The organism is Enterobacillus tribolii, from assembly GCF_003363015.1.
GTDB lineage: Bacteria > Pseudomonadota > Gammaproteobacteria > Enterobacterales > Enterobacteriaceae > Enterobacillus > Enterobacillus tribolii.
This window is the reverse complement of the sequence record NZ_QRAP01000008.1, coordinates 113,626-136,977: the sequence shown is the minus strand read 5'-3', so window position 1 is coordinate 136,977 and position 23,352 is coordinate 113,626. Positions and strand designations below refer to the sequence as shown.

Annotated in this window: 21 protein-coding genes and 4 tRNA genes; 24 read left to right on the top strand and 1 reads right to left on the bottom strand. The window is 55.5% G+C overall.

From position 1 onward, the window contains the following. The first annotated feature begins 1 nt into the window (after position 1). The gene (gene nei, locus C8D90_RS16770) at positions 2–805 is read left to right on the top strand and encodes an endonuclease VIII (RefSeq protein ID WP_115459717.1); all 804 of its coding nucleotides are present in this window, start codon (positions 2–4) and stop codon (positions 803–805) included. Positions 806–900: 95 nt separating this feature from the next. On the opposite strand, the gene C8D90_RS16765 is transcribed toward nei, so the two are convergent. After that, the gene (locus tag C8D90_RS16765; RefSeq protein ID WP_115459616.1) at positions 901–2,184 is read right to left on the bottom strand and encodes a citrate synthase; all 1,284 of its coding nucleotides are present in this window, start codon (positions 2,182–2,184) and stop codon (positions 901–903) included. Between the two features lie 698 nt (positions 2,185–2,882). On the opposite strand from C8D90_RS16765, the gene sdhC reads away from it, so the two are divergent. The 23 genes from sdhC (at position 2,883) to C8D90_RS16650 (ending at position 23,309) form a co-directional block, all read left to right on the top strand. Next, on the top strand, positions 2,883–3,272 hold the full coding sequence (gene sdhC / locus C8D90_RS16760; RefSeq protein WP_115459615.1) for a succinate dehydrogenase cytochrome b556 subunit: 390 nt from the start codon (positions 2,883–2,885) through the stop codon (positions 3,270–3,272). Further along, complete coding sequence (gene sdhD, locus C8D90_RS16755) at positions 3,266–3,613, top strand: succinate dehydrogenase membrane anchor subunit (RefSeq protein WP_115459614.1); 348 nt, start codon at positions 3,266–3,268, stop codon at positions 3,611–3,613. The genes sdhC and sdhD overlap by 7 nt, the downstream gene beginning before the upstream one ends. Next, positions 3,614–5,380, top strand: a complete 1,767-nt coding sequence (gene sdhA / locus C8D90_RS16750) for a succinate dehydrogenase flavoprotein subunit (RefSeq protein WP_115459613.1) — start codon at positions 3,614–3,616, stop codon at positions 5,378–5,380. A 17-nt stretch (positions 5,381–5,397) separates the two neighbouring features. Beyond that, positions 5,398–6,114, top strand: a complete 717-nt coding sequence (locus C8D90_RS16745; RefSeq protein ID WP_115459612.1) for a succinate dehydrogenase iron-sulfur subunit — start codon at positions 5,398–5,400, stop codon at positions 6,112–6,114. Positions 6,115–6,506: 392 nt separating this feature from the next. Continuing rightward, on the top strand, positions 6,507–9,314 hold the full coding sequence (sucA, locus tag C8D90_RS16740) for a 2-oxoglutarate dehydrogenase E1 component (RefSeq protein WP_115459611.1): 2,808 nt from the start codon (positions 6,507–6,509) through the stop codon (positions 9,312–9,314). Positions 9,315–9,388: 74 nt separating this feature from the next. Further along, complete coding sequence (odhB, locus tag C8D90_RS16735) at positions 9,389–10,591, top strand: 2-oxoglutarate dehydrogenase complex dihydrolipoyllysine-residue succinyltransferase (protein ID WP_115459610.1); 1,203 nt, start codon at positions 9,389–9,391, stop codon at positions 10,589–10,591. A 134-nt stretch (positions 10,592–10,725) separates the two neighbouring features. Beyond that, positions 10,726–11,892, top strand: coding sequence for an ADP-forming succinate--CoA ligase subunit beta (gene sucC, locus C8D90_RS16730; protein WP_115459609.1), 1,167 nt, complete (start codon positions 10,726–10,728; stop codon positions 11,890–11,892). Next, complete coding sequence (gene sucD / locus C8D90_RS16725; protein ID WP_115459608.1) at positions 11,892–12,761, top strand: succinate--CoA ligase subunit alpha; 870 nt, start codon at positions 11,892–11,894, stop codon at positions 12,759–12,761. The genes sucC and sucD overlap by 1 nt, the downstream gene beginning before the upstream one ends. A 793-nt stretch (positions 12,762–13,554) precedes the next feature. After that, entirely contained in the window at positions 13,555–15,123 is a 1,569-nt protein-coding gene (gene cydA, locus C8D90_RS16720; protein WP_115459607.1) for a cytochrome ubiquinol oxidase subunit I, read from the top strand. Between the two features lie 15 nt (positions 15,124–15,138). Further along, entirely contained in the window at positions 15,139–16,278 is a 1,140-nt protein-coding gene (gene cydB / locus C8D90_RS16715; protein ID WP_115459606.1) for a cytochrome d ubiquinol oxidase subunit II, read from the top strand. Positions 16,279–16,302: 24 nt separating this feature from the next. Further along, complete coding sequence (gene cydX / locus C8D90_RS16710; protein ID WP_115459605.1) at positions 16,303–16,416, top strand: cytochrome bd-I oxidase subunit CydX; 114 nt, start codon at positions 16,303–16,305, stop codon at positions 16,414–16,416. Next, entirely contained in the window at positions 16,416–16,706 is a 291-nt protein-coding gene (gene ybgE, locus C8D90_RS16705; RefSeq protein WP_115459604.1) for a cyd operon protein YbgE, read from the top strand. The genes cydX and ybgE overlap by 1 nt, the downstream gene beginning before the upstream one ends. A gap of 199 nt (positions 16,707–16,905) precedes the next feature. Next, a complete protein-coding gene (gene ybgC, locus C8D90_RS16700) occupies positions 16,906–17,310 on the top strand; it encodes a tol-pal system-associated acyl-CoA thioesterase (RefSeq protein ID WP_115459603.1) in 405 nt (134 codons plus the stop codon). Next, entirely contained in the window at positions 17,307–17,990 is a 684-nt protein-coding gene (gene tolQ, locus C8D90_RS16695; RefSeq protein ID WP_115459602.1) for a Tol-Pal system protein TolQ, read from the top strand. Before ybgC ends, tolQ begins: the two co-directional genes overlap by 4 nt. 14 nt (positions 17,991–18,004) lie before the next feature. Then, positions 18,005–18,427 carry a colicin uptake protein TolR gene (gene tolR, locus C8D90_RS16690; RefSeq protein WP_115459601.1) on the top strand — a complete coding sequence of 141 codons (423 nt, stop codon included), beginning with the start codon at positions 18,005–18,007 and terminating at the stop codon, positions 18,425–18,427. 137 nt (positions 18,428–18,564) lie between these two features. After that, positions 18,565–19,662, top strand: a complete 1,098-nt coding sequence (tolA, locus tag C8D90_RS16685) for a cell envelope integrity protein TolA (RefSeq protein WP_115459600.1) — start codon at positions 18,565–18,567, stop codon at positions 19,660–19,662. A gap of 142 nt (positions 19,663–19,804) precedes the next feature. Further along, positions 19,805–21,097: a Tol-Pal system beta propeller repeat protein TolB gene (tolB, locus tag C8D90_RS16680; RefSeq protein WP_115459599.1), complete on the top strand. Its 1,293-nt coding sequence runs from the start codon at positions 19,805–19,807 to the stop codon at positions 21,095–21,097. Positions 21,098–21,134: 37 nt separating this feature from the next. Further along, entirely contained in the window at positions 21,135–21,653 is a 519-nt protein-coding gene (pal, locus tag C8D90_RS16675; RefSeq protein ID WP_115459598.1) for a peptidoglycan-associated lipoprotein Pal, read from the top strand. Between the two features lie 79 nt (positions 21,654–21,732). Next, on the top strand, positions 21,733–22,506 hold the full coding sequence (gene cpoB, locus C8D90_RS16670; protein WP_115459597.1) for a cell division protein CpoB: 774 nt from the start codon (positions 21,733–21,735) through the stop codon (positions 22,504–22,506). Positions 22,507–22,681: 175 nt separating this feature from the next. Continuing rightward, positions 22,682–22,757: transfer RNA gene (locus C8D90_RS16665), tRNA-Lys, on the top strand. A gap of 130 nt (positions 22,758–22,887) precedes the next feature. Next, positions 22,888–22,963 (top strand) — tRNA-Lys (locus C8D90_RS16660). Positions 22,964–23,124: 161 nt separating this feature from the next. Beyond that, positions 23,125–23,200, top strand: a tRNA-Lys gene (locus tag C8D90_RS16655). Positions 23,201–23,233: 33 nt separating this feature from the next. Then, positions 23,234–23,309, top strand: a tRNA-Lys gene (locus C8D90_RS16650). Positions 23,310–23,352 lie beyond the last annotated feature (43 nt).

Genomic DNA, 23,352 nt, shown 5'->3' with positions numbered 1-23,352 from the left:
GATGCCGGAAGGTCCGGAGATCCGTCGTGCGGCGGATAAACTGGTGGAGGCCGTGGTCGGCAAACCGCTGACCACGGTATGGTTCGCTTTTCCACAATTGAAACACTATCAGGATGTCCTGACCGGTTGTCGTATTGATGCAATGGAAACGCGCGGAAAGGCGTTGCTGACGCATTTCTCCAACGGGTTAACCATGTACAGCCACAACCAGCTCTACGGGGTGTGGAAGGTCGTGGCGCCCGGTGAAACGCCGGATACCAAACGTGACCTGCGGGTACGGCTGGAAACTGATGATCGGGCGATTCTGTTGTTCAGCGCCTCGGATATCACCCTCGGGCCGCGGGAAGAGATCGCGCAGCATCCCTTTTTGCAGCGCGTCGGCCCTGACGTTCTGGATATGACGCTGACGGAGGCTCAGGTCAAAGAGCGGCTGCTTTCGCCCGCGTTTCGCCGCCGGCAGTTTGGCGGGTTGTTGCTCGATCAACGCTTTCTGGCCGGCCTGGGAAACTATCTGCGCTCGGAGATCTTATGGCAGGCGGCGCTGGCGCCGGAGCATAAGGCGGCGGATCTGGACGATGATGCGCTGGAACGGCTGGCGTCGGCCCTGCTGGCGGTGCCCCGTCTCTCTTACGCCACGCGCGGAACGATGGACGAAGAAGAGGGCGACAGCGGCCATCATGGCGCAACCTTTCAGTTCCGGGTGTTCCACCGGGCGGGAGAACCTTGTGAACGCTGTGGGCAAATGGTGGTGAGAACGATGCTGTCGTCGCGGCCGTTTTACTGGTGCCCCGGCTGCCAGCGCTGAGCAGTAACCGGTTACATGATGTACTGATCAGAATATCGGACGGCGGATAAAAAAGGGCGGATAATTATCCGCCCTTTTTGCATTTCTCAGCGCAATCAGCCTTTCTTCAGATTGGATTTGAATTCACGCTCGGTGTAGCCGGTGTACAGCTGACGCGGACGGGCGATCTTGATGCCGTCGGCGTGCATTTCATTCCAGTGGGCGATCCAGCCGACGGTACGCGCCAGGGCGAAGATCACCGTAAACATGGAAGACGGAATGCCCATCGCTTTCAGGATGATGCCGGAGTAGAAGTCTACGTTCGGGTAGAGTTTCTTCTCGATGAAGTACGGGTCGTGCAGAGCGATGTGTTCCAGCTCCATGGCCACTTCCAGCAGATCATCTTTCATGCCCAGTTCATTGAGCACTTCATGGCAGGTTTCACGCATCACGGTAGCGCGCGGATCGTAGTTTTTATAGACGCGGTGGCCGAAGCCCATCAGGCGGAAAGAATCATTCTTGTCTTTCGCGCGGCGGATGAATTCCGGGATGTGCTCTACGCTGCTGATTTCTTCCAGCATCTTCAGGGCTGCTTCGTTAGCGCCGCCGTGTGCCGGCCCCCACAGGGATGCGATGCCCGCCGCGATGCAGGCAAACGGGTTGGCGCCGGAAGAGCCGGCGGTACGCACCGTTGAGGTAGAGGCGTTCTGCTCATGGTCGGCGTGCAGGATCAGGATACGGTCCATCGCGCGCTCAAGCACCGGGTTAACCACGTACTCTTCACACGGCGTGGCGAACATCATATGCAGGAAGTTACCGGCATAGGAGAGGTTGTTCTGCGGGTAGATAAACGGCTGACCCAGCGAGTATTTGTAACACATGGCGGCCAGCGTCGGCATTTTGGACAGCAGACGGAACGCGGCGATTTCACGGTGGCGCTCGTTGTTGACGTCCAGGGAGTCGTGGTAGAACGCCGCCAGGGCGCCGGTAACGCCGCACATGACCGCCATCGGGTGAGAGTCGCGGCGGAAGCCGTGGAACAGACGGGTGATCTGCTCGTGGATCATGGTGTGGCGGGTAACGGTGGTCTTGAAGGTGTTGAACTCTTTCTCTGTCGGCGGCTCGCCGTACAGCAGGATATAGCAGACTTCAAGATAGGTGGATTCGTTAGCCAGTTGATCGATGGGGAAGCCGCGATGCAGCAGGATCCCCTGGTCGCCGTCGATGTAGGTGATTTTTGATTCACAGGACGCAGTGGAGGTGAACCCCGGGTCGAACGTGAAATAGCCTTTGGAACCTAGTGCACGGATATCGATTTCTTCGCTGCCGAGCGTTCCGGATAGCACATCAAGTTCGATGTTCTCGGAACCTATCGCCAGCGTCGCTTTTTTGTTAGCCATTACAGTCTCCTTAGCGCCTTATTTTATAAAAATCTGAACTACTGAAACCGGTTACATCATCGGCTGCTGCCTTACTGTCGGCTGTCTTCCGGCGTTTGCTCCACGGACGCCAATCCGGCGTCGAAAAGAGGGTACAGAGCATCTTCAGATTCCGGTTATTTTTGAGTCAGCCTGCCGGTAGCACCCGCTACCTGACAGCTCGGTTTCAATGGTGTTAACGATCCGTAGTGATTCGTTATAACATATTGATTAATGCCTATGATGTGTATAGGGACTTTCACAAAACACACTGTTGCATAACTTCGCGATTGGGGGAAGTGCGTTGCTTATCGATAGTACAACATAGGCCATTTGCCAACTATGTTGTAACGGAAATGTTGAACTCTTGTCAAATCATGTAATTGATTTTAGTGTTTTTGTTAATTATGTGACTTGTGTCACTGTTCGGGTCAAATCTCAATAATCGTTTTGTATTCGAATTGTAATCAGATTGTGATAACCCTATACTGCCGCCAGGTCTCCGGGACTTCTGTTCATCATGCTGTTTTCGTGGTGTACGCCTGTAGTAGGAGCACCCAGCGTTACCTGAGCGCACCGTCTGAACAAAGAGGAAGTTTGTTGAGGCGCACCGCAGGGTTGCACCATAACGCTGCTTGACCCGCCCAGGCCCGGAGGAAGGAAACAATAATAAGAGCTGTGTGGGCAAAACCGTGAAAAAACAAAGACCTGTCAATCTGGATCTGCAAACGATCCGGTTTCCCGTAACTGCGATAGCTTCCATCTTACACCGCGTGACCGGCGTGATCACCTTCATCGCCATTGGGATCCTGCTGTGGCTGCTCGGCCTGTCTCTCTCTTCTCCGGAAGGGTTTGTCCAGGCGGCGGCGGTGATGGACAGCTTCATCGTCAAATTCATCGTTTGGGGAATTCTTACCGCGCTGGCCTATCACATCGTTGTTGGCGTTCGCCACCTGCTGATGGATTTCGGCTATCTCGAAGAGAATTTTGTGGCTGGTAGTCGCTCGGCGAACATTTCGTTCGTGATTACCGTTGTGCTTGCTGTTCTGGCTGGAGTCCTCGTATGGTAACCAACGCTTCCGCTCTGGGCCGCAACGGTATTCATGACTGGTTACTGTTACGCGCCGCTGCCGTCATTATCACATTGTATGTGCTCTATATTCTCGGTTTTGTTCTGACCGCGGATACGCTGACTTATGAAATCTGGCGTGGTTTCTTCGCCTCGCACACTACCAAGGTCTTTACCATGCTGATGCTGATCTCCGTGCTGGTGCACGGCTGGATCGGGATGTGGCAGGTACTGACGGATTACATCAAACCGCTGGCGTTGCGTCTGGTGCTGCAACTGGTCATCGTGGCCGTGCTGCTGGTTTATATGGTTTACGGAACATTAGTGGTGTGGGGTGCTTAAATGAAGCTGCCAGTAAGAGAGTTTGACGCGGTTGTTATCGGTGCCGGCGGCGCGGGAATGCGCGCGGCGCTGCAAATATCACAGATGGGCCTTTCCTGCGCCCTGCTGTCCAAAGTTTTTCCGACCCGTTCCCACACGGTATCCGCCCAGGGTGGTATCACGGTTGCGCTGGGTAATACCCATGAAGACAACTGGGAATGGCACATGTATGACACGGTGAAAGGTTCCGACTATATCGGCGACCAGGATGCCATCGAATATATGTGTAAGACCGGCCCGGAAGCGATTCTGGAGCTGGAACATATGGGCCTGCCGTTCTCCCGCCTGGACGACGGCAGTATCTATCAGCGTCCGTTCGGCGGCCAGTCGAAGAACTTCGGCGGCGAGCAGGCGGCGCGTACCGCAGCGGCGGCTGACCGTACCGGTCATGCATTGCTGCACACGCTGTATCAGCAGAACCTGAAAAACCATACCACCATTTTCTCCGAATGGTATGCGCTGGATCTGGTGAAAAACCAGGATGGCGCGATTGTGGGTTGCACCGCGATCTGCATCGAAACCGGTGAAGTGGTTTACTTCAAAGCCAAAGCGACCGTGCTGGCGACCGGCGGCGCGGGCCGTATCTACCAGTCCACCACCAACGCCCACATCAATACCGGCGACGGCGTCGGCATGGCGCTGCGCGCCGGCGTGCCGGTGCAGGACATGGAGATGTGGCAGTTCCACCCGACCGGTATCGCCGGCGCAGGGGTTCTGGTGACTGAAGGTTGCCGCGGCGAAGGCGGTTACCTGCTGAACAAAGACGGCGAGCGCTTCATGGAGCGTTATGCGCCGAACGCCAAAGACCTGGCCGGCCGTGACGTGGTGGCGCGTTCCATCATGATCGAAATCCGCGAAGGCCGCGGCTGTGACGGCCCGTGGGGCCCGCACGCCAAGCTGAAGCTGGATCACCTGGGTAAAGATGTGCTTGAAGCGCGTCTGCCGGGCATTCTCGAACTGTCGCGTACCTTCGCGCACGTCGATCCGGTGAAAGAGCCGATTCCGGTTATCCCGACCTGTCACTACATGATGGGCGGCATTCCGACCAAGGTGACCGGTCAGGCGCTGACCGTCAACGAGAAGGGCGAAGACGTTGTGATTCCGGGCCTGTTCGCGGTGGGTGAAATCGCCTGCGTATCGGTGCACGGCGCTAACCGCCTGGGCGGCAACTCGCTGCTCGACCTGGTGGTGTTCGGCCGTTCCGCCGGGTTGCACCTGCAGGAGTGCCTGCTGGAGCAGGGCGCCAGCCGCGACGCCAGCGAATCCGACATCGATGCTTCCCTGGCGCGTATGAACCGCTGGAACAGCACCCGCAGCGGCGAAGATCCGGTTGAGATCCGTAAGGCGCTGCAGGCTTGCATGCAGCATAACTTCTCGGTATTCCGCGAAGGCGATGCGATGGCGAAGGGGCTGGAAGAGCTGAAAGTGATCCGTGAGCGCCTGAAAAATGCGCGCCTGGACGACACATCCAGCGACTTCAACACCCAGCGCGTCGAGTGCCTGGAGCTGGATAACCTGATGGAAACCGCTTACGCCACCGCGGTGGCGGCGAACTTCCGTACCGAAAGCCGTGGCGCGCACAGCCGCTTCGACTACCCGGACCGTGACGACGCCAACTGGCTGTGTCACTCCCTGTACCTGCCGCAAAGCGAGAGCATGACGCGTCGCAGCGTCAACATGCAGCCCAAGCTGCGTGAGGCATTCCCGCCGAAAGTGCGTACTTACTGATTGCGGAGGAACAGGTGATGAGACTCGAGTTTTCTATTTATCGTTACAACCCGGACGTGGACAACGCTCCCCGCATGCAGGATTACACGCTGGAAGCGGAAGAAGGGCGCGACATGATGTTGCTGGACGCGCTGATCAAGCTGAAAGAGCAGGATCCGTCGTTGTCTTTCCGTCGCTCCTGCCGTGAAGGCGTGTGCGGTTCCGACGGCCTGAACATGAACGGCAAAAACGGCCTGGCATGTATTACGCCGGTGTCCGCGCTGACGCGTTCAGGCAAGAAGATTGTGATCCGCCCGCTGCCGGGGCTGCCGGTGGTGCGCGATCTGGTCGTCGATATGGGGCAGTTCTATACCCAATACGAAAAGATCAAACCGTTCCTGCTTAACGACGGCAAGAACCCGCCGGCGCGTGAACACCTGCAATCACCGGAGCAGCGCGCCAAGCTGGACGGACTGTACGAGTGCATTCTGTGCGCCTGCTGTTCGACCTCTTGCCCGTCCTTCTGGTGGAACCCGGACAAGTTCATCGGCCCGGCCGGCTTGCTGGCGGCGTATCGCTTCCTGATCGACAGTCGCGATACCGAAACCCCGGCGCGTCTGGACGACCTGAGTGATGCTTTCAGCGTTTTCCGCTGCCACAGCATCATGAACTGTGTAAACGTGTGTCCGAAAGGGTTGAACCCGACCCGCGCGATTGGACATATTAAGTCCATGCTGTTGCAGCGTGGTGCTTAAGTATTGCGGTAGTTGATTAAAATTCCGGCAATTTTTGTCGGGAGTGTGTCTCGTAGCGGGGAAAACGGATGTTTTTCCCGCTACGCAGAGGAAATCTCTAAAAGCTGACAGTTTCGCCGGTTTTTAGAGGTTCCCTGGTTCCGGTTACGGAGCGTGAGGTGCAACACACATTTCGGCAACAGGCTATGTGTCCTCGTCACAAAACGTTGATTAACCTTACTGAAGAAACGTGTAGTTACGATGTAGTTACGATAAAGTAATTACGCAGCATCTAATTACGAGAAATGTTTTTAACGGCAATGGGTTATACACATAAGTGCAATAGTCCGGCCACTTGAAACACTATGTTTATCACGGCGAAAACTGAAGCTTTTAAAGCTTAAGGGATCATAATGCAGAACGGCGCAATGAAGGCCTGGCTGGATTCCTCCTATCTGGCGGGCGCAAACCAGTCTTACATAGAACAGCTCTATGAGGATTACCTGACCGATCCTGACTCGGTCGACCACAGTTGGAGGGAGATCTTCGAGACCTTGCCGACAACTGGACTGAAATCCGAACACTTCCACTCGCAAACCCGTGAATATTTCCGCCGTCTGGCGAAAGACCCTTCACGATTCCACACACCTCTGAACGATCCGGAAACCGATGCCAAGCAGGTTAAAGTCCTGCAGATGATCAACGCATTCCGTTTCCGCGGCCATCAGAACGCTAACCTCGACCCCCTCGGTTTGTGGAAGCAGGATGTGGTGCCCGATCTCGATCCGGCGTTCCACAACCTGACTAAAGAGGATTTCGAACAAACCTTCAACGTGGGTTCTTTCGCCATCGGCAAAGAAACCATGAAGTTGGCCGATCTGTATGAAGCCCTGAAGCAGACCTACTGCGGTTCTATCGGCGCGGAATACATGCACATTACCAACACCGAAGAGAAGCGCTGGATCCAGCAGCGTCTGGAATCGGTCGTCGGGCAGGCGGTTTTCAGCCCTGAAGAAAAGAAACGTTTTCTGAGTGAGCTGACGGCGGCTGAAGGGATGGAGCGCTATCTGGGGGCGAAGTTCCCCGGTGCCAAGCGCTTCTCGCTTGAGGGCGGCGACGCGCTGGTTCCGATGCTGAAAGAGCTGATCCGTCACGCCGGCAAGAACGGCACCCGCGAAGCGGTGCTGGGCATGGCGCACCGCGGCCGCCTGAACGTGTTAATCAACGTGCTGGGTAAAAAACCGCAGGATCTGTTCGACGAGTTCGCCGGTAAACATAAAGAACACCTGGGCGCCGGTGACGTGAAGTACCACATGGGCTTCTCCTCCGACGTGGAAACCGAAGGCGGTCTGGTGCACCTGGCGCTGGCGTTCAACCCGTCGCATCTGGAAATCGTCAGCCCGGTGGTTATGGGCTCGGTGCGCGCGCGCCGCGATCGTCTGGACAAGGCACGCAGCGACATGGTGCTGCCGATCACCATTCACGGTGACGCGGCCATCGCCGGCCAGGGTATCGTGCAGGAAACCCTGAACATGTCCCAGGCGCGCGGTTATGAAGTGGGCGGTACGGTACGTATCGTGATCAACAACCAGATTGGCTTCACCACCTCTAACCCGAAAGACGCCCGTTCCACCCAATATTGCACCGATATCGGCAAGATGGTGCAGGCGCCGATTTTCCACGTTAACGCCGACGATCCGGAAGCGGTGGCTTTCGTGACCCGCCTGGCGCTGGATTTCCGCAACAGCTTCAAGCGCGATGTGTTTATCGATCTGGTGTGCTACCGCCGTCACGGCCATAACGAGGCCGACGAGCCGAGTGCAACCCAGCCGATCATGTACCAGAAGATCAAAAAGCATCCGACGCCGCGTAAGATCTACGCCGACAAACTGGCCGAGCAGCAAGTCGCGTCGCTGGAAGATGCCACTGAGATGGTCAATCTCTATCGCGACGCGCTGGATCGCGGCGACTGCGTGGTAGAAGAGTGGCGTCCGATGAACATGCACACTTTCACCTGGTCGCCGTATCTGAACCATGAGTGGGACGAAAGCTATCCGAGTACGGTAGAGCGTAAGCGTCTGCAGGATCTGGCGCGCAGCATCAGCCGGGCGCCGGAAAGCGTTGAAATGCAGTCACGCGTCGCCAAAATTTACGCTGATCGCGCTGAAATGGCCGAAGGCACCAAGCCGTTCGACTGGGGCGGCGCCGAAACGCTGGCCTATGCAACGCTGGTTGACGAAGGCGTGCCGGTACGTATTTCCGGCGAGGACTGCGGCCGCGGAACCTTCTTCCACCGTCACGCGGTGATACATAACCAGAAAGACGGTTCGGTTTACGTTCCGCTGGAGAACGTACATAACGGTCAGGGCGACTTCAAAGTCTGGGACTCCGTGCTGTCCGAAGCCGCGGTGCTGGCGTTTGAATACGGCTACGCCACGGCGGAACCGCGCACGCTGACCATCTGGGAAGCGCAGTTCGGCGACTTCGCCAACGGCGCTCAGGTCGTCATCGACCAGTTCATCAGCTCCGGCGAGCAGAAGTGGGGCCGGATGTGCGGCCTGGTCATGCTGCTGCCGCACGGCTACGAAGGGCAGGGGCCGGAACACTCCTCCGCACGCCTGGAGCGTTATCTCCAGCTGTGCGCCGAGCAGAATATTCAGGTCTGCGTTCCGTCCACCCCGGCGCAGGTTTACCACATGCTGCGCCGTCAGGCGTTGCGCGGAATGCGCCGCCCGCTGGTGGTCATGTCGCCGAAGTCGCTGTTGCGTCATCCGCTGGCCGTTTCTTCGCTGGACGATCTGGCCGACGGTTCATTTATGCCGGCTATCGGTGAAATTGACGAGCTGGACCCGAAAGGCGTTAAGCGCGTGATAATGTGTTCCGGTAAGGTTTATTACGATCTGCTGGAACAGCGCCGTAAGAATGAGCAGAAAGATGTCGCTATCGTGCGTATCGAACAGCTCTATCCTTTCCCGCATCAGGCGGTGCAGAACGTGTTGGCGCCTTATGCCCACGTGCATGACTTCGTATGGTGCCAGGAAGAACCGCTGAACCAGGGAGCATGGTATTGCAGCCAGCATAATTTCCGCGAAGTCGTGCCGTTTGGCGCCTCTCTGCGCTATGCGGGCCGCGCGGCGTCTGCGTCACCGGCGGTAGGTTACATGTCGGTTCACCAGAAGCAGCAGCAAGAGTTGGTTAATGATGCGCTGAACGTTGAATAACAGTATCGATTCCGATTATGGCTTTTTTCAAATAATGCTTTGAAAAGATACGCTTTTAAAACAAAGGATAGAGAATGAGTAGCATAGATATTCTGGTCCCCGACCTGCCTGAATCCGTCGCCGACGCCACCGTGGCGACCTGGCACAAGAAAGCGGGCGATACCGTAGCGCGTGATGAAGTGCTGGTGGAAATCGAAACGGACAAAGTGGTGCTGGAAGTACCGGCACCGGAAGCGGGTATCGTCGACGCCATTCTGGAAGACGAAGGCGCCACGGTGATTTCCCGCCAGCTGCTGGGCCGTCTGCGTCCGGCGGACATCTCCGGCAAGCCCGTCGCCGATAAGGCGCAGGCGAACGAATCCAACCCTGCGCAGCGCCATACTGCATCGCTGGAAGAGGGCAGCAACGATGCCCTCAGCCCGACCGCGCGCCGTCTGCTGGCTGAGCATTCGCTTAAGGCTGAAGACGTGAAAGGCAGCGGCGTCGGCGGCCGTATCACCCGCGAAGACGTGGAAAAACATCTGGCCGCGCAGCCCAAAGCCAGCGCCGAGCCGGTTGCCGCCGCACCGCTGGTTGGCCGTACCGAGAAGCGCGTTCCGATGACCCGCCTGCGTAAGCGTGTGGCCGAGCGTCTGCTGGAAGCCAAAAACAACACCGCCATGTTGACGACGTTCAACGAAGTTAACATGAAACCGATCATGGACCTGCGTCGCCAGTACGGCGAGGCTTTTGAGAAGCGCCACGGTGTACGTCTGGGCTTTATGTCCTTCTACATCAAGGCCGTGCTGGAAGCACTGAAACGTTATCCGGAAGTGAATGCGTCCATTGACGGCGAAGACGTGGTTTACCACAACTATTTCGATGTCAGCATTGCGGTTTCTACGCCGCGCGGCCTGGTAACGCCGGTCCTGCGCGATGTGGACACCATCGGCATGGCTGACATCGAAAAACGTATCAAAGAGCTGGCAGTGAAAGGGCGTGACGGCAAACTGACCGTAGAAGAACTGACCGGCGGTAACTTCACCATTACCAACGGCGGCGTCTTCGGTTCACTGATGTCCACGCCGATCATCAACCCGCCGCAGAGCGCGATCCTGGGCATGCATGCCATTAAAGATCGCCCGATGGCGGTGGATGGCCAGGTTGTGATCCTGCCGATGATGTATCTGGCGCTTTCTTATGACCACCGCCTGATTGACGGCCGCGAGTCGGTTGGCTTCCTGGTGACGGTGAAAGAGATGCTGGAAGATCCGGCCCGTCTGCTGCTGGACGTTTAATCCGGCTTCCCGTGGCCTCCCGGCCACGGGATATTCACCTGCGTATCGCTATGCATTGACCCGCCCTGCGGCGGGCCGTATCCAAAAAAAGACAGTGCTGAAGTGGCTTCAGACTTATATATGGATAGAACATCATGAATTTACACGAATATCAGGCAAAACAATTATTTGCTCGGTATGGCCTGCCGGTACCGGTCGGTTATGCCTGCACCACGCCGCGTGAAGCGGAAGAGGCTGCGTCGAAGATCGGCGGCGGCCCGTGGGTGGTGAAGTGCCAGGTGCACGCCGGCGGCCGCGGTAAAGCAGGCGGCGTGAAGCTGGTAAACACCAAAGAAGACATCCGCGCTTTTGCCGAAAACTGGTTGGGTAAACGCCTGGTCACTTATCAAACGGACGCGCAGGGGCAGCCGGTACACCAAATCCTGGTGGAAGGCGCAACGGATATTGGTAAAGAGCTGTATCTGGGCGCGGTGCTCGATCGTGGCACCCGTCGCGTAGTATTCATGGCCTCCACCGAAGGCGGCGTGGAAATCGAAAAAGTGGCGGAAGAAACCCCGCACCTGATCCACAAAACCGCGCTGGACCCGCTGACCGGTCCGCAGCCGTATCAGGGCCGCGAGCTGGCGTTCAAACTGGGTCTGACCGGCAAGCAGGTTAACCAGTTCACCAAGATTTTCATGGGACTGGCGCAACTGTTCCTGGAGCGCGATCTGGCGCTGGTAGAAATTAACCCGCTGGTGATCACCACGCAGGGCGATCTGATCTGCCTCGACGGCAAACTGGGCGCTGACGGCAACGCCTTGTTCCGCCAGGCTGAACTGCGTGAAATGCGCGACCCGAGCCAGGAAGATCCGCGTGAAGCGCATGCGGCTCAGTGGGAGCTGAACTACGTGGCGCTGGACGGCAACATCGGCTGCATGGTCAACGGCGCCGGCCTGGCGATGGGCACTATGGACATCGTCAAGCTGCACGGCGGTTCTCCGGCCAACTTCCTGGACGTTGGCGGTGGCGCGACCAAAGAGCGCGTTACCGAAGCGTTCAAAATCATCCTCTCCGATGACAAAGTCAAAGCGGTGCTGGTCAACATTTTCGGCGGCATCGTGCGTTGTGACCTGATCGCCGACGGTATCATCGGCGCGGTGGCGGAAGTCGGCGTGCACGTACCGGTGGTGGTGCGTCTTGAAGGCAACAACGCTGAGCTGGGCGCCAAAAAACTGGCTGACAGCGGTCTGAACATCATTGCAGCAACCAGCCTGACAGATGCGGCCCAGCAGGTCGTAGCGGCTGTGGAGGGGAAATAATGTCCATTTTAATCAATAAAGATACCAAAGTGATCTGCCAGGGCTTCACCGGCAGTCAGGGCACGTTCCACTCCGAGCAGGCGCTGGCCTACGGCACCAAACTGGTCGGCGGCGTAACGCCGGGCAAAGGCGGCACTGAGCACCTGGGCCTGCCGGTATTCAACACCGTGCGCGAAGCGGTGCAAGCCACCGGCGCAACGGCGTCTGTGATTTACGTTCCGGCGCCGTTCTGTAAAGACTCGATCCTGGAAGCCATTGATGCAGGCATCAAGCTGATCATCTGTATCACTGAAGGCATCCCGACCCTGGATATGCTGGTGGTGAAAGCCAAGCTGGAGCAAAGCGACGCGCGCATGATCGGGCCGAACTGCCCGGGCGTGATCACGCCGGGCGAATGCAAAATCGGCATCATGCCGGGCCACATTCACCAGCCGGGCAAAGTGGGCATCGTTTCCCGCTCCGGCACGCTGACCTATGAAGCGGTGAAGCAGACGACGGACGCCGGCTTCGGCCAGTCCAGCTGCGTGGGCATCGGCGGCGACCCGATTCCGGGCTCCAACTTCATTGATATCCTGAAACTGTTTCAGGAAGATCCGCAGACTGAAGTTATCGTGATGATTGGTGAAATCGGCGGTAATGCGGAAGAAGACGCCGCGGCCTACATCAAAGAGCACGTCACCAAGCCGGTGGTAGGCTATATCGCGGGCGTTACTGCGCCGAAAGGTAAGCGTATGGGCCATGCCGGGGCAATTATTGCCGGCGGTAAAGGCACTGCGGATGAGAAGTTTGCCGCTCTGGAAGCTGCCGGCGTTAAAACGGTGCGCAGCCTGGCGGAAATCGGCAACGCCGTGAAATCCGTATTGCGTTAAACCATTTAGCTGAATTTAAGTTTCTCGACATGTTGGCCATCTTCGGATGGCCTTTTTTATTTTGGTAAGAATTATTGAGTAATCACAATAACTGAATAAGAAAATGAAAAAGTGGTTTAAATAAGCCCGGAAATAAAATAAGTGATTAATTCACATCGGTGACTATTGTTTGCCCTGCTTATTTTCGCCTTACATCATGGAATTTATTACCCGGAAGCCCTTTCAGGTCTGATTAAAACAAATATTTAACAATAAATTCATTTAGTGGTTAAAATGAAACTTTTGATTAACATATCCCAATGAATTTACTGTAAAAATGTGATTGATCTAGTGTGATAAAATGTCAAATTTGATAATCTTGCGTTGGATCAATTTCTGCTTAGTGCCTCTTTCTGATTATTTGTTGACCTAAAGACAGAAATTCAATCTTTATCACATAAAAGCCTATTTATTATGTGGGAATAGAGCGGTACTATTTAACAGTCTGTAATATCGGGTTGTTGTAATTGTTATATTTGTTATCTCTCCTCGGTTTTTCGTTAAGAAGGTTTTCTGGGCTATGCTTCAAGGGAAGTAGACGAGGTAAGCCAGCGGTACAGCTATAAGGAAAATCGCTGACGAAAGGTGGGGTTGGATTCCAATATTGTTTGTAATTTCAGGGCATTCACTGCTGGTAGTTATAGGGTTTTCCGTATCCGGCGCGTTTCAGGCCGAGGTGTGAAGCACGAGGGATACGCCAGGAAAACCGGGTTGCCGCAAGTCGGAGTCTTCCTGCGAGGAGCAAGGAGTCAAGATGTTAGATATAGTCGAACTGTCACGGTTACAGTTTGCTTTAACGGCGATGTATCACTTCCTGTTTGTCCCATTAACGCTCGGGATGGCGTTTTTGCTGGCAATCATGGAGACGACGTACGTCCTGACGGGCAAACAAGTCTACAAAGATATGACCAAGTTCTGGGGTAAGTTGTTTGGTATCAACTTCGCCCTGGGGGTCGCCACCGGTCTGACCATGGAGTTCCAGTTCGGTACTAACTGGTCATACTATTCACACTACGTCGGAGACATTTTCGGTGCGCCGCTGGCCATCGAAGGTCTGATGGCATTCTTCCTCGAATCCACCTTTGTCGGCCTGTTTTTCTTCGGCTGGGATCGTCTGGGCAAAGTACAGCACATGGTTGTGACATGGCTGGTGGCTCTGGGTTCCAACCTGTCGGCACTGTGGATCCTCGTCGCCAACGGCTGGATGCAGAACCCCATCGCCTCTGATTTCAATTTCGAAACCATGCGTATGGAGATGGTCAGCTTTGCCGAGCTGGTCCTGAACCCGGTTGCACAGGTGAAATTCGTTCACACTGTTTCCGCGGGCTATGTAACGGGCGCGATGTTCATTCTGGGCATCAGTTCTTACTACCTGCTGAAAGGCCGTGATTTTGCCTTCGCCAAGCGTTCGTTCGCCATTGCGGCGGCCTTCGGTCTGGCGGCGTCGCTGTCCGTTATCGTACTGGGTGACGAATCCGGTTATGAAATGGGCGACGTGCAGAAAACCAAACTGGCCGCGATTGAAGCGGAGTGGGAAACCCAGCCGGCACCGGCTGCCTTTACCCTGATCGGTATTCCGGATCAGGATAAGATGGAAAACGCCTACGCCATCCGCATTCCTTTCGCGCTGGGTTTGATTGCCACCCGTTCTATCGATCAGCCTGTCGTGGGCCTGAAAGATCTGATGGCTCAGCACCAGGTGCGTATCCGCAACGGGATGAAGGCCTACGAACTGCTGCAGGAACTGCGTACCGGCAACACCGATCCGAGCGTGCGTGAAGCCTTTAACCAGAGCAAACAGGATCTGGGCTACGGTATGCTGCTCAAGCGCTATATCGATAACCCGGCCAAAGCGACGGAAGCACAGATCGAGCAAGCGACCAAAGATTCTATTCCTAAAGTTGCTCCGCTGTACTTCTCGTTCCGCATCATGGTTGCCTGTGGCTTCCTGATTCTGCTGATCATCGCTGCCGCCTTCTGGAGCACTGTCCGCGGTACCGTCGGTGAGAAGCGCTGGCTGCATCGTCTGGCGTTGGTAGGTATTCCGTTACCGTGGATCGCCAGTGAATGTGGTTGGTTCGTGGCAGAATACGGCCGTCAGCCGTGGGCGATTGGTGAAGTGCTACCTACGGGGGTTGCGAACTCGTCGCTGACCACCGGCGATCTGCTGTTCTCCATCATTCTGATCTGCGGTCTGTACACGCTGTTCCTGGTGGCGGAAATGTATCTGATGTTCAAGTATGCGCGTCTGGGACCCAGCAGCATGAAGACAGGCCGTTATCACTTTGAACAGCCGGGTGCGGTTGCTCAGGAAGCACGGTAAACAGGAGTCCACGCTATGTTTGATTATGAAGTATTGCGATTTGTATGGTGGCTGCTGGTCGGCGTGTTGCTGATTGGGTTTGCGATTACCGACGGATTCGATATGGGGGTAGGTATCCTCTCCCGCATCATCGGTAAGACCGATACCGAGCGCCGCATTATGGTGAACGCCATTGCGCCGCACTGGGACGGCAACCAGGTTTGGCTGATCACCGCCGGCGGCGCGCTGTTTGCTGCCTGGCCGATGGTTTACGCCGCTGCGTTTTCCGGTTTCTATGTGGCGATGGTGCTGGTGCTGGCCGCGTTGTTCTTCCGTCCGGTCGGTTTTGACTACCGTTCCAAGATTGAAGATCCGCGCTGGCGCGGCATGTGGGACTGGGGCATCTTCATCGGGAGCTTCGTGCCGGCGCTGGTATTCGGCGTGGCATTCGGCAACCTGCTGCAGGGCGTACCGTTCCACATGGATGAGTACCTGCGTCTGTTCTACACCGGCAACTTCTTCCAACTGCTCAACCCGTTTGCGTTGTTGGCCGGTATCGTCAGTCTGACCATGCTGATTGTTCAGGGTGCGACCTACCTGCAGATGAAGACCTCTGGCGAGCTGCTGCTGCGCACCCGCGCCGCCTCGCAGATTGGCGCGTTGGTCATGGCCGTGGCGTTCCTGCTGGCCGGCGTTTGGCTGGTGATGGGCATCGACGGTTACGTACTGACCTCCGTGCTGGATCATGCGGCTGAGTCTAACCCGCTGCACAAAGAAGTGGCTCATCAGGCCGGCGCTTGGCTGATCAACTTCAACGACGCGCCGATCCTGTGGGCTCTGCCTGCGCTGGGCGTGGTGCTGCCGTTGCTGACGATCCTGTGTTCCCGTTTGGGCCGCGGCGCGTGGGCGTTCGTGTTCTCCTCGCTGACCATCGCGTGCGTGATCCTGACTGCCGGCGTAACCATGTTCCCGTTCGTGATGCCTTCCATCACCAACCCGAACATGAGTCTGACCATGTGGGATGCGACGTCCAGCCTGCTGACGCTGCAGGTGATGACCATTGTTGCGATTATTTTTGTTCCGATTGTACTGGCCTACACCGCCTGGTGTTTCTACAAGATGTACGGCCGTCTGGACAAAAACTTCATCGAAAACAACACGCATTCGTTGTACTAATAGGCTGACTAAGGAGCATCGAGCATGTGGTATTTTGCCTGGATTTTAGGAACGCTTCTGGCCTGCTTTTTCGCCATCATCACCGCGATGACGATTGAGAACAACGAAGCAAAAGCTGCAGCGAAAGACGCCAAGTAATGGGGTTGATCGATAAGCTGTATGCGGTAACGGACAAGAGCCCCTTGCGGGCTCTTTCACTGGTGCTGGCCCTGGTGCTGGCATTCTGTGTGTTCTGGGACCCGTCCCGCTTCGCGGCGAAAACCAGCCAGCTGGAAATCTGGCACGGCATCCTGATCATGTGGGCGGTCTGCGCCGGCGTGGTCTTCGGCGTCGGGTTTCGCCCCCAGCGCAGCATCTGGCGGTTATTCTTCCTGCCGCTGCCCGCGTTGCCGATTCTGGCGGCAGGGCTGATTTACTTTTTTCGCTGACCGCGGGTGATAGTTGCACCCGGGTAGGATTACGGCGAGAAATCTCAAGTAATGTCAAGAATGTTCAGCCGTTATTCAAAATAGTTATGGCTCTGTTCGGGAGCCATAATTATTTTCGTTCTCATCTTACTCTCCCATTCCCAACCCCAATTCTCTTGCGTATAGTATTCCGCGTTAATTTGTATTCCCGGGATGTGAAGTGAGTAAGATGCTATTCCGATGGCCGGTACGTATTTACTACGAAGATACGGACGCCGGCGGCGTGGTTTATCACGCTCGATACGTCGCTTTTTACGAAAGAGCGCGCACAGAGATGCTGCGCCAACATAATTTTAATCAGCAACAATTGCTGAGTGAGCATGTCGCTTTTGCTGTCCGCCGCATGACGGTTGAGTACATATCTCCGGCCCGTCTTGATGACCTGCTGGAGGTGCGCACCGAGATCACCGCGATGCGAGGGGCTTCTCTCACGTTTGCACAATGCATCGTTGATTCGCAGGGGAAAGTCCTCAGCGAAGCCGAGGTGTTGATTGCATGCATCGATTTAAACCAAATGAAGCCGATTGCGCTTCCTAAGTCTATTGTCGCGGAGTTTAAGCAGTGACTGACATGAATATCCTTGATTTATTTTTGAAGGCGAGCCTGCTGGTGAAGCTGATCATGCTGATTTTGATCTGCTTTTCCGTCGCCTCCTGGGCCATCATCATTCAGCGTACGCGTATTCTGAATGCCGCAACCCGTGACGCGGAAGCTTTTGAAGATAAATTCTGGTCCGGCATCGAACTGTCCCGCCTGTATCAGGAAAGCCAGGCCCGCCGTGACAGCCTGACGGGTTCTGAACAGATTTTCCATTCTGGCTTTAAAGAGTTCGCCCGCCTGCACCGGATGAACAGCCATGCTTCCGAGGGCGTGATTGAAGGGGCGTCCCGCGCTATGCGCATTTCCCTTAACCGCGAAGTGGAAGGGCTGGAAAACCACATTCCGTTCCTCGGCACCGTCGGCTCCATCAGCCCGTATATCGGCCTGTTTGGTACCGTCTGGGGGATCATGCACGCCTTTATCGCGCTGGGCGCGGTGAAGCAGGCGACCCTGCAAATGGTGGCGCCGGGTATCGCCGAAGCGCTGATCGCCACGGCAATCGGTCTGTTTGCCGCGATCCCCGCTGTTATGGCCTATAACCGCCTTAACCTGCGTGTGAGCAAGCTGGAACAGAACTACGCTAACTTCATGGAAGAGTTCATCGCGATTCTGCACCGTCAGGCCTTTGCTACCGAGAACAAATAAGTCAGGGGGTTAGCATGGCAAGATTACGTAACCGGCGCGAGCTGAAGTCGGAAATCAACATCGTTCCGCTGCTCGACGTGCTGCTGGTGCTGTTGCTGATTTTTATGGCGACCGCGCCGATCATCACGCAGAGCGTGGAGGTTGACCTTCCGGACGCCACGGAGTCCAAGACCGTCAGTTCCGAAGATAATCCGCCGGTGATTGTTGAGGTTTCCGGCATTGGGCAATATGCGGTCGTGGCGGATCACAATCGCATGGAGCAGTTGCCATCGGAGCAGGTTGTCGCGGAAGCGCAGGCGCGACTCAAGGCAAATCCGAAAACCGTATTTTTGATCGGTGGAGCGAAGGATGTCCCTTATGATGAAATCATCAAGGCGCTGAATTTGTTACATCAGGCCGGCGTTACGTCCGTTGGGCTGATGACCCAGCCGATCTGATGAGGCGCACACCGGCGCGCCCTTCACCGCACATGCAGCCTGAAACGGGCTGCGTGTTGCATTTGGCCGGAAAAAATTTTAAAGATAGCCGTTATATAGCGGATGTTTAGTCACTGCAGGTCCCCTGGAAGCGTATTGTGGTAAATGCAACTGAGCAAGACGACAAGCTGAACCGTTCTGTAATTGTTTCCGTCATATTGCACATCGTATTGATTGCGCTGTTGATATGGGGGTCGATAATGCAGGATGCCCCCATGAGCGCGGGCGGCGGCGGGGGCGGTGGTTCCTCCATCGACGCCGTAATGGTTGATCCGAACGCCATGGTGCAGCAATACAATCGCCAGCAGCAGCAAAAATCCGACGCGGCGCGGGCGGAACAACTGCGCCAAAAGCAGGCCCGGCAACAGGCTGAAGAACTGCAGCAAAAACAGGCTGCCGAGCAGCAGCGCCTGAAGCAGTTGGAGAAAGAGCGTTTGCAGGCGCAGGAAGCGGCGAAAAAAGAAGCCGCCGAGCAGCAGAAGAAAGCGCAGGAAGACGCCAAAAAGTTAGCGGAACAGCAGAAGGCGGCACAGGAAGCGGCCAAGGCAGCGCAGGAACAGCAAAAACAGGCGGAAGCGGCGGCGGCCAAAGCGAAAGCTGAGGCGGAGAAGGCCGCGGCGGAAGCGAAGAAACAGGCGGAAGAAGCCAAAAAACAGCAGGCTGCCGCAGCGGAAGCCGCGAAGAAGAAAGCCGCGGACGAGGCCAAGAAGGCCGCAGATGCTGCCGCAGCGAAGAAAGCAGCGGCTGATGAGAAAAAAGCGGCCGCAGCCGCAGCGGCTAAACAGAAGAGTGATGTAGACGATCTGTTTGGCGGGCTGGCATCGGATAAAAATGCGCCGAAGGCTGGGGGCGGGGAAGGTGCTAAGGGGACATCGAATAAGCAAGGTGCCGCAGGGCAAGGAAATAACAAAGTCAGTGGTGCTTCTGGTGCTGAAGTCAGTGGATATCTTCAGCAAGTAACGGCCGCAATACAGAGCAAGTTCTACGATTCGAGCAGCTATAGCGGAAAAGTGTGCACATTACGTATCAAGCTGGCTCCTGATGGTCTCTTAATCGATGTTAAAGCTGAAGGCGGTGATCCTGCGTTATGTCAGGCAGCTATTACTGCTGCACGACAGGCAAGAATCCCTAAACCGCCCAGTGATGCGGTCTATCAGGTGTTTAAAAATGCACCAATTGACTTTAAACCTAATTAAGTACATGAAGTTTATCAAAGCGCAGCAAACCTGTTTCAGAATCATGTGATTGCTGCGTTAGGTAAGATGTGGTCTTGTGGGCGTTGGTTTGTTAAAATTCTGCTAATTATCGCGGCCATCGGGGCCTGATAAGGGAGATATGATGAAGCAGGCGTTTCGTTTAGTGATGGGCCTTTTTATTCTGTGGGCGAGCGTGCTCCACGCCGAGGTCCGTATTGTTATTACCCAGGGTGTAGACTCCGCCCGTCCGATCGGCGTTGTGCCGTTCAAGTGGATGGGGCCGGGCGCTGCGCCTGAAGATATCGGCGGCATCGTCGGTGCGGATTTGCGCAACAGCGGCAAATTCAACCCGATCGACGTAGCCCGTATGCCGCAACAACCGACGACCGTGGCCGAAGTTACACCGACAGCCTGGAGCGCGCTGGGCATCAGCAACGTGGTGATCGGTCAGGTTCAGCCCAGCGCTGATGGCCAGTATGTGGTCTCCTATCAGATGCTTGATACCTCCGGCAGCGCCGCCACGGTGATGTCGCAGGGCCAGTACAAAGTAACCAAGCAGTGGCTGCGTTATGCAGCGCATACCGCCAGCGACGAAGTCTTTGAGAAACTGACCGGGGTTAAGGGCGCGTTCCGTACCCGTATCGCCTACGTGGTGCAGACTAACGGCGGTCAGTTCCCGTATGAGCTGCGCGTTGCCGACTATGACGGCTACAACCAGTTCGTGGTGCATCGTTCACCTCAGCCGCTGATGTCCCCGGCCTGGTCGCCGGACGGCAGCAAGCTGGCTTACGTTACCTTTGAAAGCGGCAAATCAGCGCTGGTTATCCAGACGCTGTCCAACGGCGCTATCCGCCAGGTCGCTTCTTTCCCGCGTCATAACGGGGCGCCGGCCTTTTCCCCCGACGGCAGCAAACTGGCGTTTGCGCTGTCTAAAACCGGTAGTTTGAATCTGTATGTGATGGACCTCGGTTCCGGCCAGATCCGTCAAATCACGGACGGACGTAACAACAACACCGAACCGACATGGTTCCCGGATAGCCAGAATCTGGCATTCACCTCAGACCAGGGTGGTCGCCCGCAGATTTATAAAGTCAGTATTAATGGCGGCACGCCGCAGCGCCTGACCTGGGAAGGCTCTCAGAATCAGGACTCCGATGTCAGTACCGACGGCAAGTTCCTTGTTATGGTCGGGACGAACAACGGTGCGCAGCATATCGCCAAACAGGATCTGGGTTCTGGGGCCGTTCAGGTTTTGACGGATACCTTCCTGGATGAAACGCCGAGTATCGCACCCAATGGCACCATGGTGATCTACAGCTCTACTCAGGGTATGGGGTCCGTGTTGCAGTTAGTTTCGACCGACGGGCGTTTCAAAGCGCGTCTTCCGGCTACTGATGGTCAGGTTAAATTCCCTGCCTGGTCGCCGTATCTGTAATAATCCATAACAAATTTAAATGTTAAAGGAACAAGAAATGCAACTGAACAAAGTGCTGAAGGGGCTGATGCTGGCGCTGCCGATTATGGCCGTCGCAGCCTGTAGTTCAAACAAAAACGCGAGCAACGGCGATCAATCCGGTAACGGAATGATGAACGGCAACGGTATGGAAAGCGGCAGCAGCAACCTCTCTTCTGAAGAGCAGGCGCGTCTGCAGATGCAGGAACTGCAAAGAAACAACATCGTTTACTTTGGTCTGGACAAGTATGACATCTCTTCTGACTACGCTCAGTTGCTGGATGCGCATGCAACCTTCCTGCGTAACAACCCGTCCTACAAAGTCACCGTTGAAGGCCATGCGGATGAGCGCGGTACGCCGGAATACAACATCGCGCTGGGCGAGCGTCGTGCCAATGCGGTGAAGATGTACCTGCAGGGTAAAGGCGTGGGTGCCGATCAGATCTCCATCGTATCTTACGGTAAAGAGAAGCCGGCCGTACTGGGCCACGACGAAGCCGCTTATGCGAAAAACCGTCGTGCGGTACTGGTTTACTAATCTCTCAGATATCTGAAGATCCCGGGTTGCGCCTGCCGGCGCAGCCCGGATATAACGGATAAAGTAAAGCAGGTAAAGCATGAGCAGTAATTTCAGACATCGTTTTTTGGGTCTGGCGTTGCTGGTTGGCGTCGCAGTCCCGCTGGCCGCATCAGCGTCGGTTGAAGACCGCGTGACCTCTCTGGAGCGTATTACCAACGCGCAGGGGCAGGTATTGACCCAACTTCAGCAGCAACTCTCCGACAACCAGCGTGATATTGATACGTTGCGCGGACAGATTCAGGAAAATCAGTACCAACTGAGCCAGATCGTCGAGCGCCAGAAACAGATTTATCAGCAGATCGACAGCCTGAGCAGCGGCCAGTCTCAGGGTGGTTCTGCGGCGGCAGCGACGTCATCTGACGCCGGAGCTGCGGCATCTGCGCCTGCTGCGGCGGGCAATGCGGCAGCGGCCGGTAACCAAACCACCAGCGGCAGCGATGCGAACACCGATTACAACAAAGCGGTCTCCCTGGTGCTGGAACAGAAGCAGTATGATCAGGCGATTACCGCTTTTCAGGCGTTTGTGAAGCAATATCCTGATTCCACCTATCAGCCGAATGCGAATTACTGGCTGGGCCAGCTTTTTTACAACAAGGGTAAAAAAGATGATGCCGCCTATTACTTTGCGGTCGTGGTGAAAAATTACCCGAAGTCGCCGAAAGCATCGGAAGCGATGTATAAAGTTGGCGTGATCATGCAGGAAAAAGGGCAAAAAGATAAAGCGAAGGCCGTTTTCCAGCAGGTGGTGAAACAGTATCCGAATACGGATTCCGCCAAACAGGCGCAAAAACGCATCACCGCGTTACAGTAATCTTTTTTCCTCCCGGCGCGGAAGATAGCTGTTCGTTTCTGCGCCGTGTCGTACGAAGTGCAATCAATTGAACATCTTCCGGGATTTTTTGGTTGCGCTGAAATGATAAATCGGTAATATATGCCGCCGTTGCCGAAACAATCTGAACAGATTGATTGCGGCATTGCTTCAAGATGGGTCGTTAGCTCAGTTGGTAGAGCAGTTGACTTTTAATCAATTGGTCGCAGGTTCGAATCCTGCACGACCCACCATCATCTGATACAGGTGATGGAGTAGCTAAGTGAAGGATAACGTTGCACAGCAACGGCCCGTAGGGCGAGGCGAAGCCGAGTCATCCTGCACAATACGCCATCTTGAAGTAACAGTAATAACCGCGTGTGCGGGTCGTTAGCTCAGTTGGTAGAGCAGTTGACTTTTAATCAATTGGTCGCAGGTTCGAATCCTGCACGACCCACCATCATTTGATACAGATGATGGGGTAGCTAAGTGAAGGATAACGTTGCGCAGCAACGGCCCGTAGGGCGAGGCGAAGCCGAGTCATCCTGCACGACCCACCATTCTCAGTGTTTGTCTTCATCTCACTCACTGTCCGGTTTTTCTGTTTTGTTTCCTGGTTATGGGTCGTTAGCTCAGTTGGTAGAGCAGTTGACTTTTAATCAATTGGTCGCAGGTTCGAATCCTGCACGACCCACCATTCAGGAAACGTCTCCGCTTAAGCTATTTCTGCGGGTCGTTAGCTCAGTTGGTAGAGCAGTTGACTTTTAATCAATTGGTCGCAGGTTCGAATCCTGCACGACCCACCATCATTTGATGCAGATGATGGGGCAACAAAGTGAAGGATAACGT

Coding starts and splice junctions, on each gene's coding strand:
- nei (WP_115459717.1), top strand. CDS start 2: ATGCCGGAAGGTCCGGAGATCCGTCGTGCGGCGGATAAACTGGTGGAG.
- C8D90_RS16765 (WP_115459616.1), bottom strand. CDS start 2,184: ATGGCTAACAAAAAAGCGACGCTGGCGATAGGTTCCGAGAACATCGAA.
- sdhD (WP_115459614.1), top strand. CDS start 3,266: ATGGTAACCAACGCTTCCGCTCTGGGCCGCAACGGTATTCATGACTGG.
- sdhA (WP_115459613.1), top strand. CDS start 3,614: ATGAAGCTGCCAGTAAGAGAGTTTGACGCGGTTGTTATCGGTGCCGGC.
- C8D90_RS16745 (WP_115459612.1), top strand. CDS start 5,398: ATGAGACTCGAGTTTTCTATTTATCGTTACAACCCGGACGTGGACAAC.
- sucA (WP_115459611.1), top strand. CDS start 6,507: ATGCAGAACGGCGCAATGAAGGCCTGGCTGGATTCCTCCTATCTGGCG.
- odhB (WP_115459610.1), top strand. CDS start 9,389: ATGAGTAGCATAGATATTCTGGTCCCCGACCTGCCTGAATCCGTCGCC.
- sucC (WP_115459609.1), top strand. CDS start 10,726: ATGAATTTACACGAATATCAGGCAAAACAATTATTTGCTCGGTATGGC.
- sucD (WP_115459608.1), top strand. CDS start 11,892: ATGTCCATTTTAATCAATAAAGATACCAAAGTGATCTGCCAGGGCTTC.
- cydA (WP_115459607.1), top strand. CDS start 13,555: ATGTTAGATATAGTCGAACTGTCACGGTTACAGTTTGCTTTAACGGCG.
- cydB (WP_115459606.1), top strand. CDS start 15,139: ATGTTTGATTATGAAGTATTGCGATTTGTATGGTGGCTGCTGGTCGGC.
- cydX (WP_115459605.1), top strand. CDS start 16,303: ATGTGGTATTTTGCCTGGATTTTAGGAACGCTTCTGGCCTGCTTTTTC.
- ybgE (WP_115459604.1), top strand. CDS start 16,416: ATGGGGTTGATCGATAAGCTGTATGCGGTAACGGACAAGAGCCCCTTG.
- tolR (WP_115459601.1), top strand. CDS start 18,005: ATGGCAAGATTACGTAACCGGCGCGAGCTGAAGTCGGAAATCAACATC.
- tolB (WP_115459599.1), top strand. CDS start 19,805: ATGAAGCAGGCGTTTCGTTTAGTGATGGGCCTTTTTATTCTGTGGGCG.
- pal (WP_115459598.1), top strand. CDS start 21,135: ATGCAACTGAACAAAGTGCTGAAGGGGCTGATGCTGGCGCTGCCGATT.
- cpoB (WP_115459597.1), top strand. CDS start 21,733: ATGAGCAGTAATTTCAGACATCGTTTTTTGGGTCTGGCGTTGCTGGTT.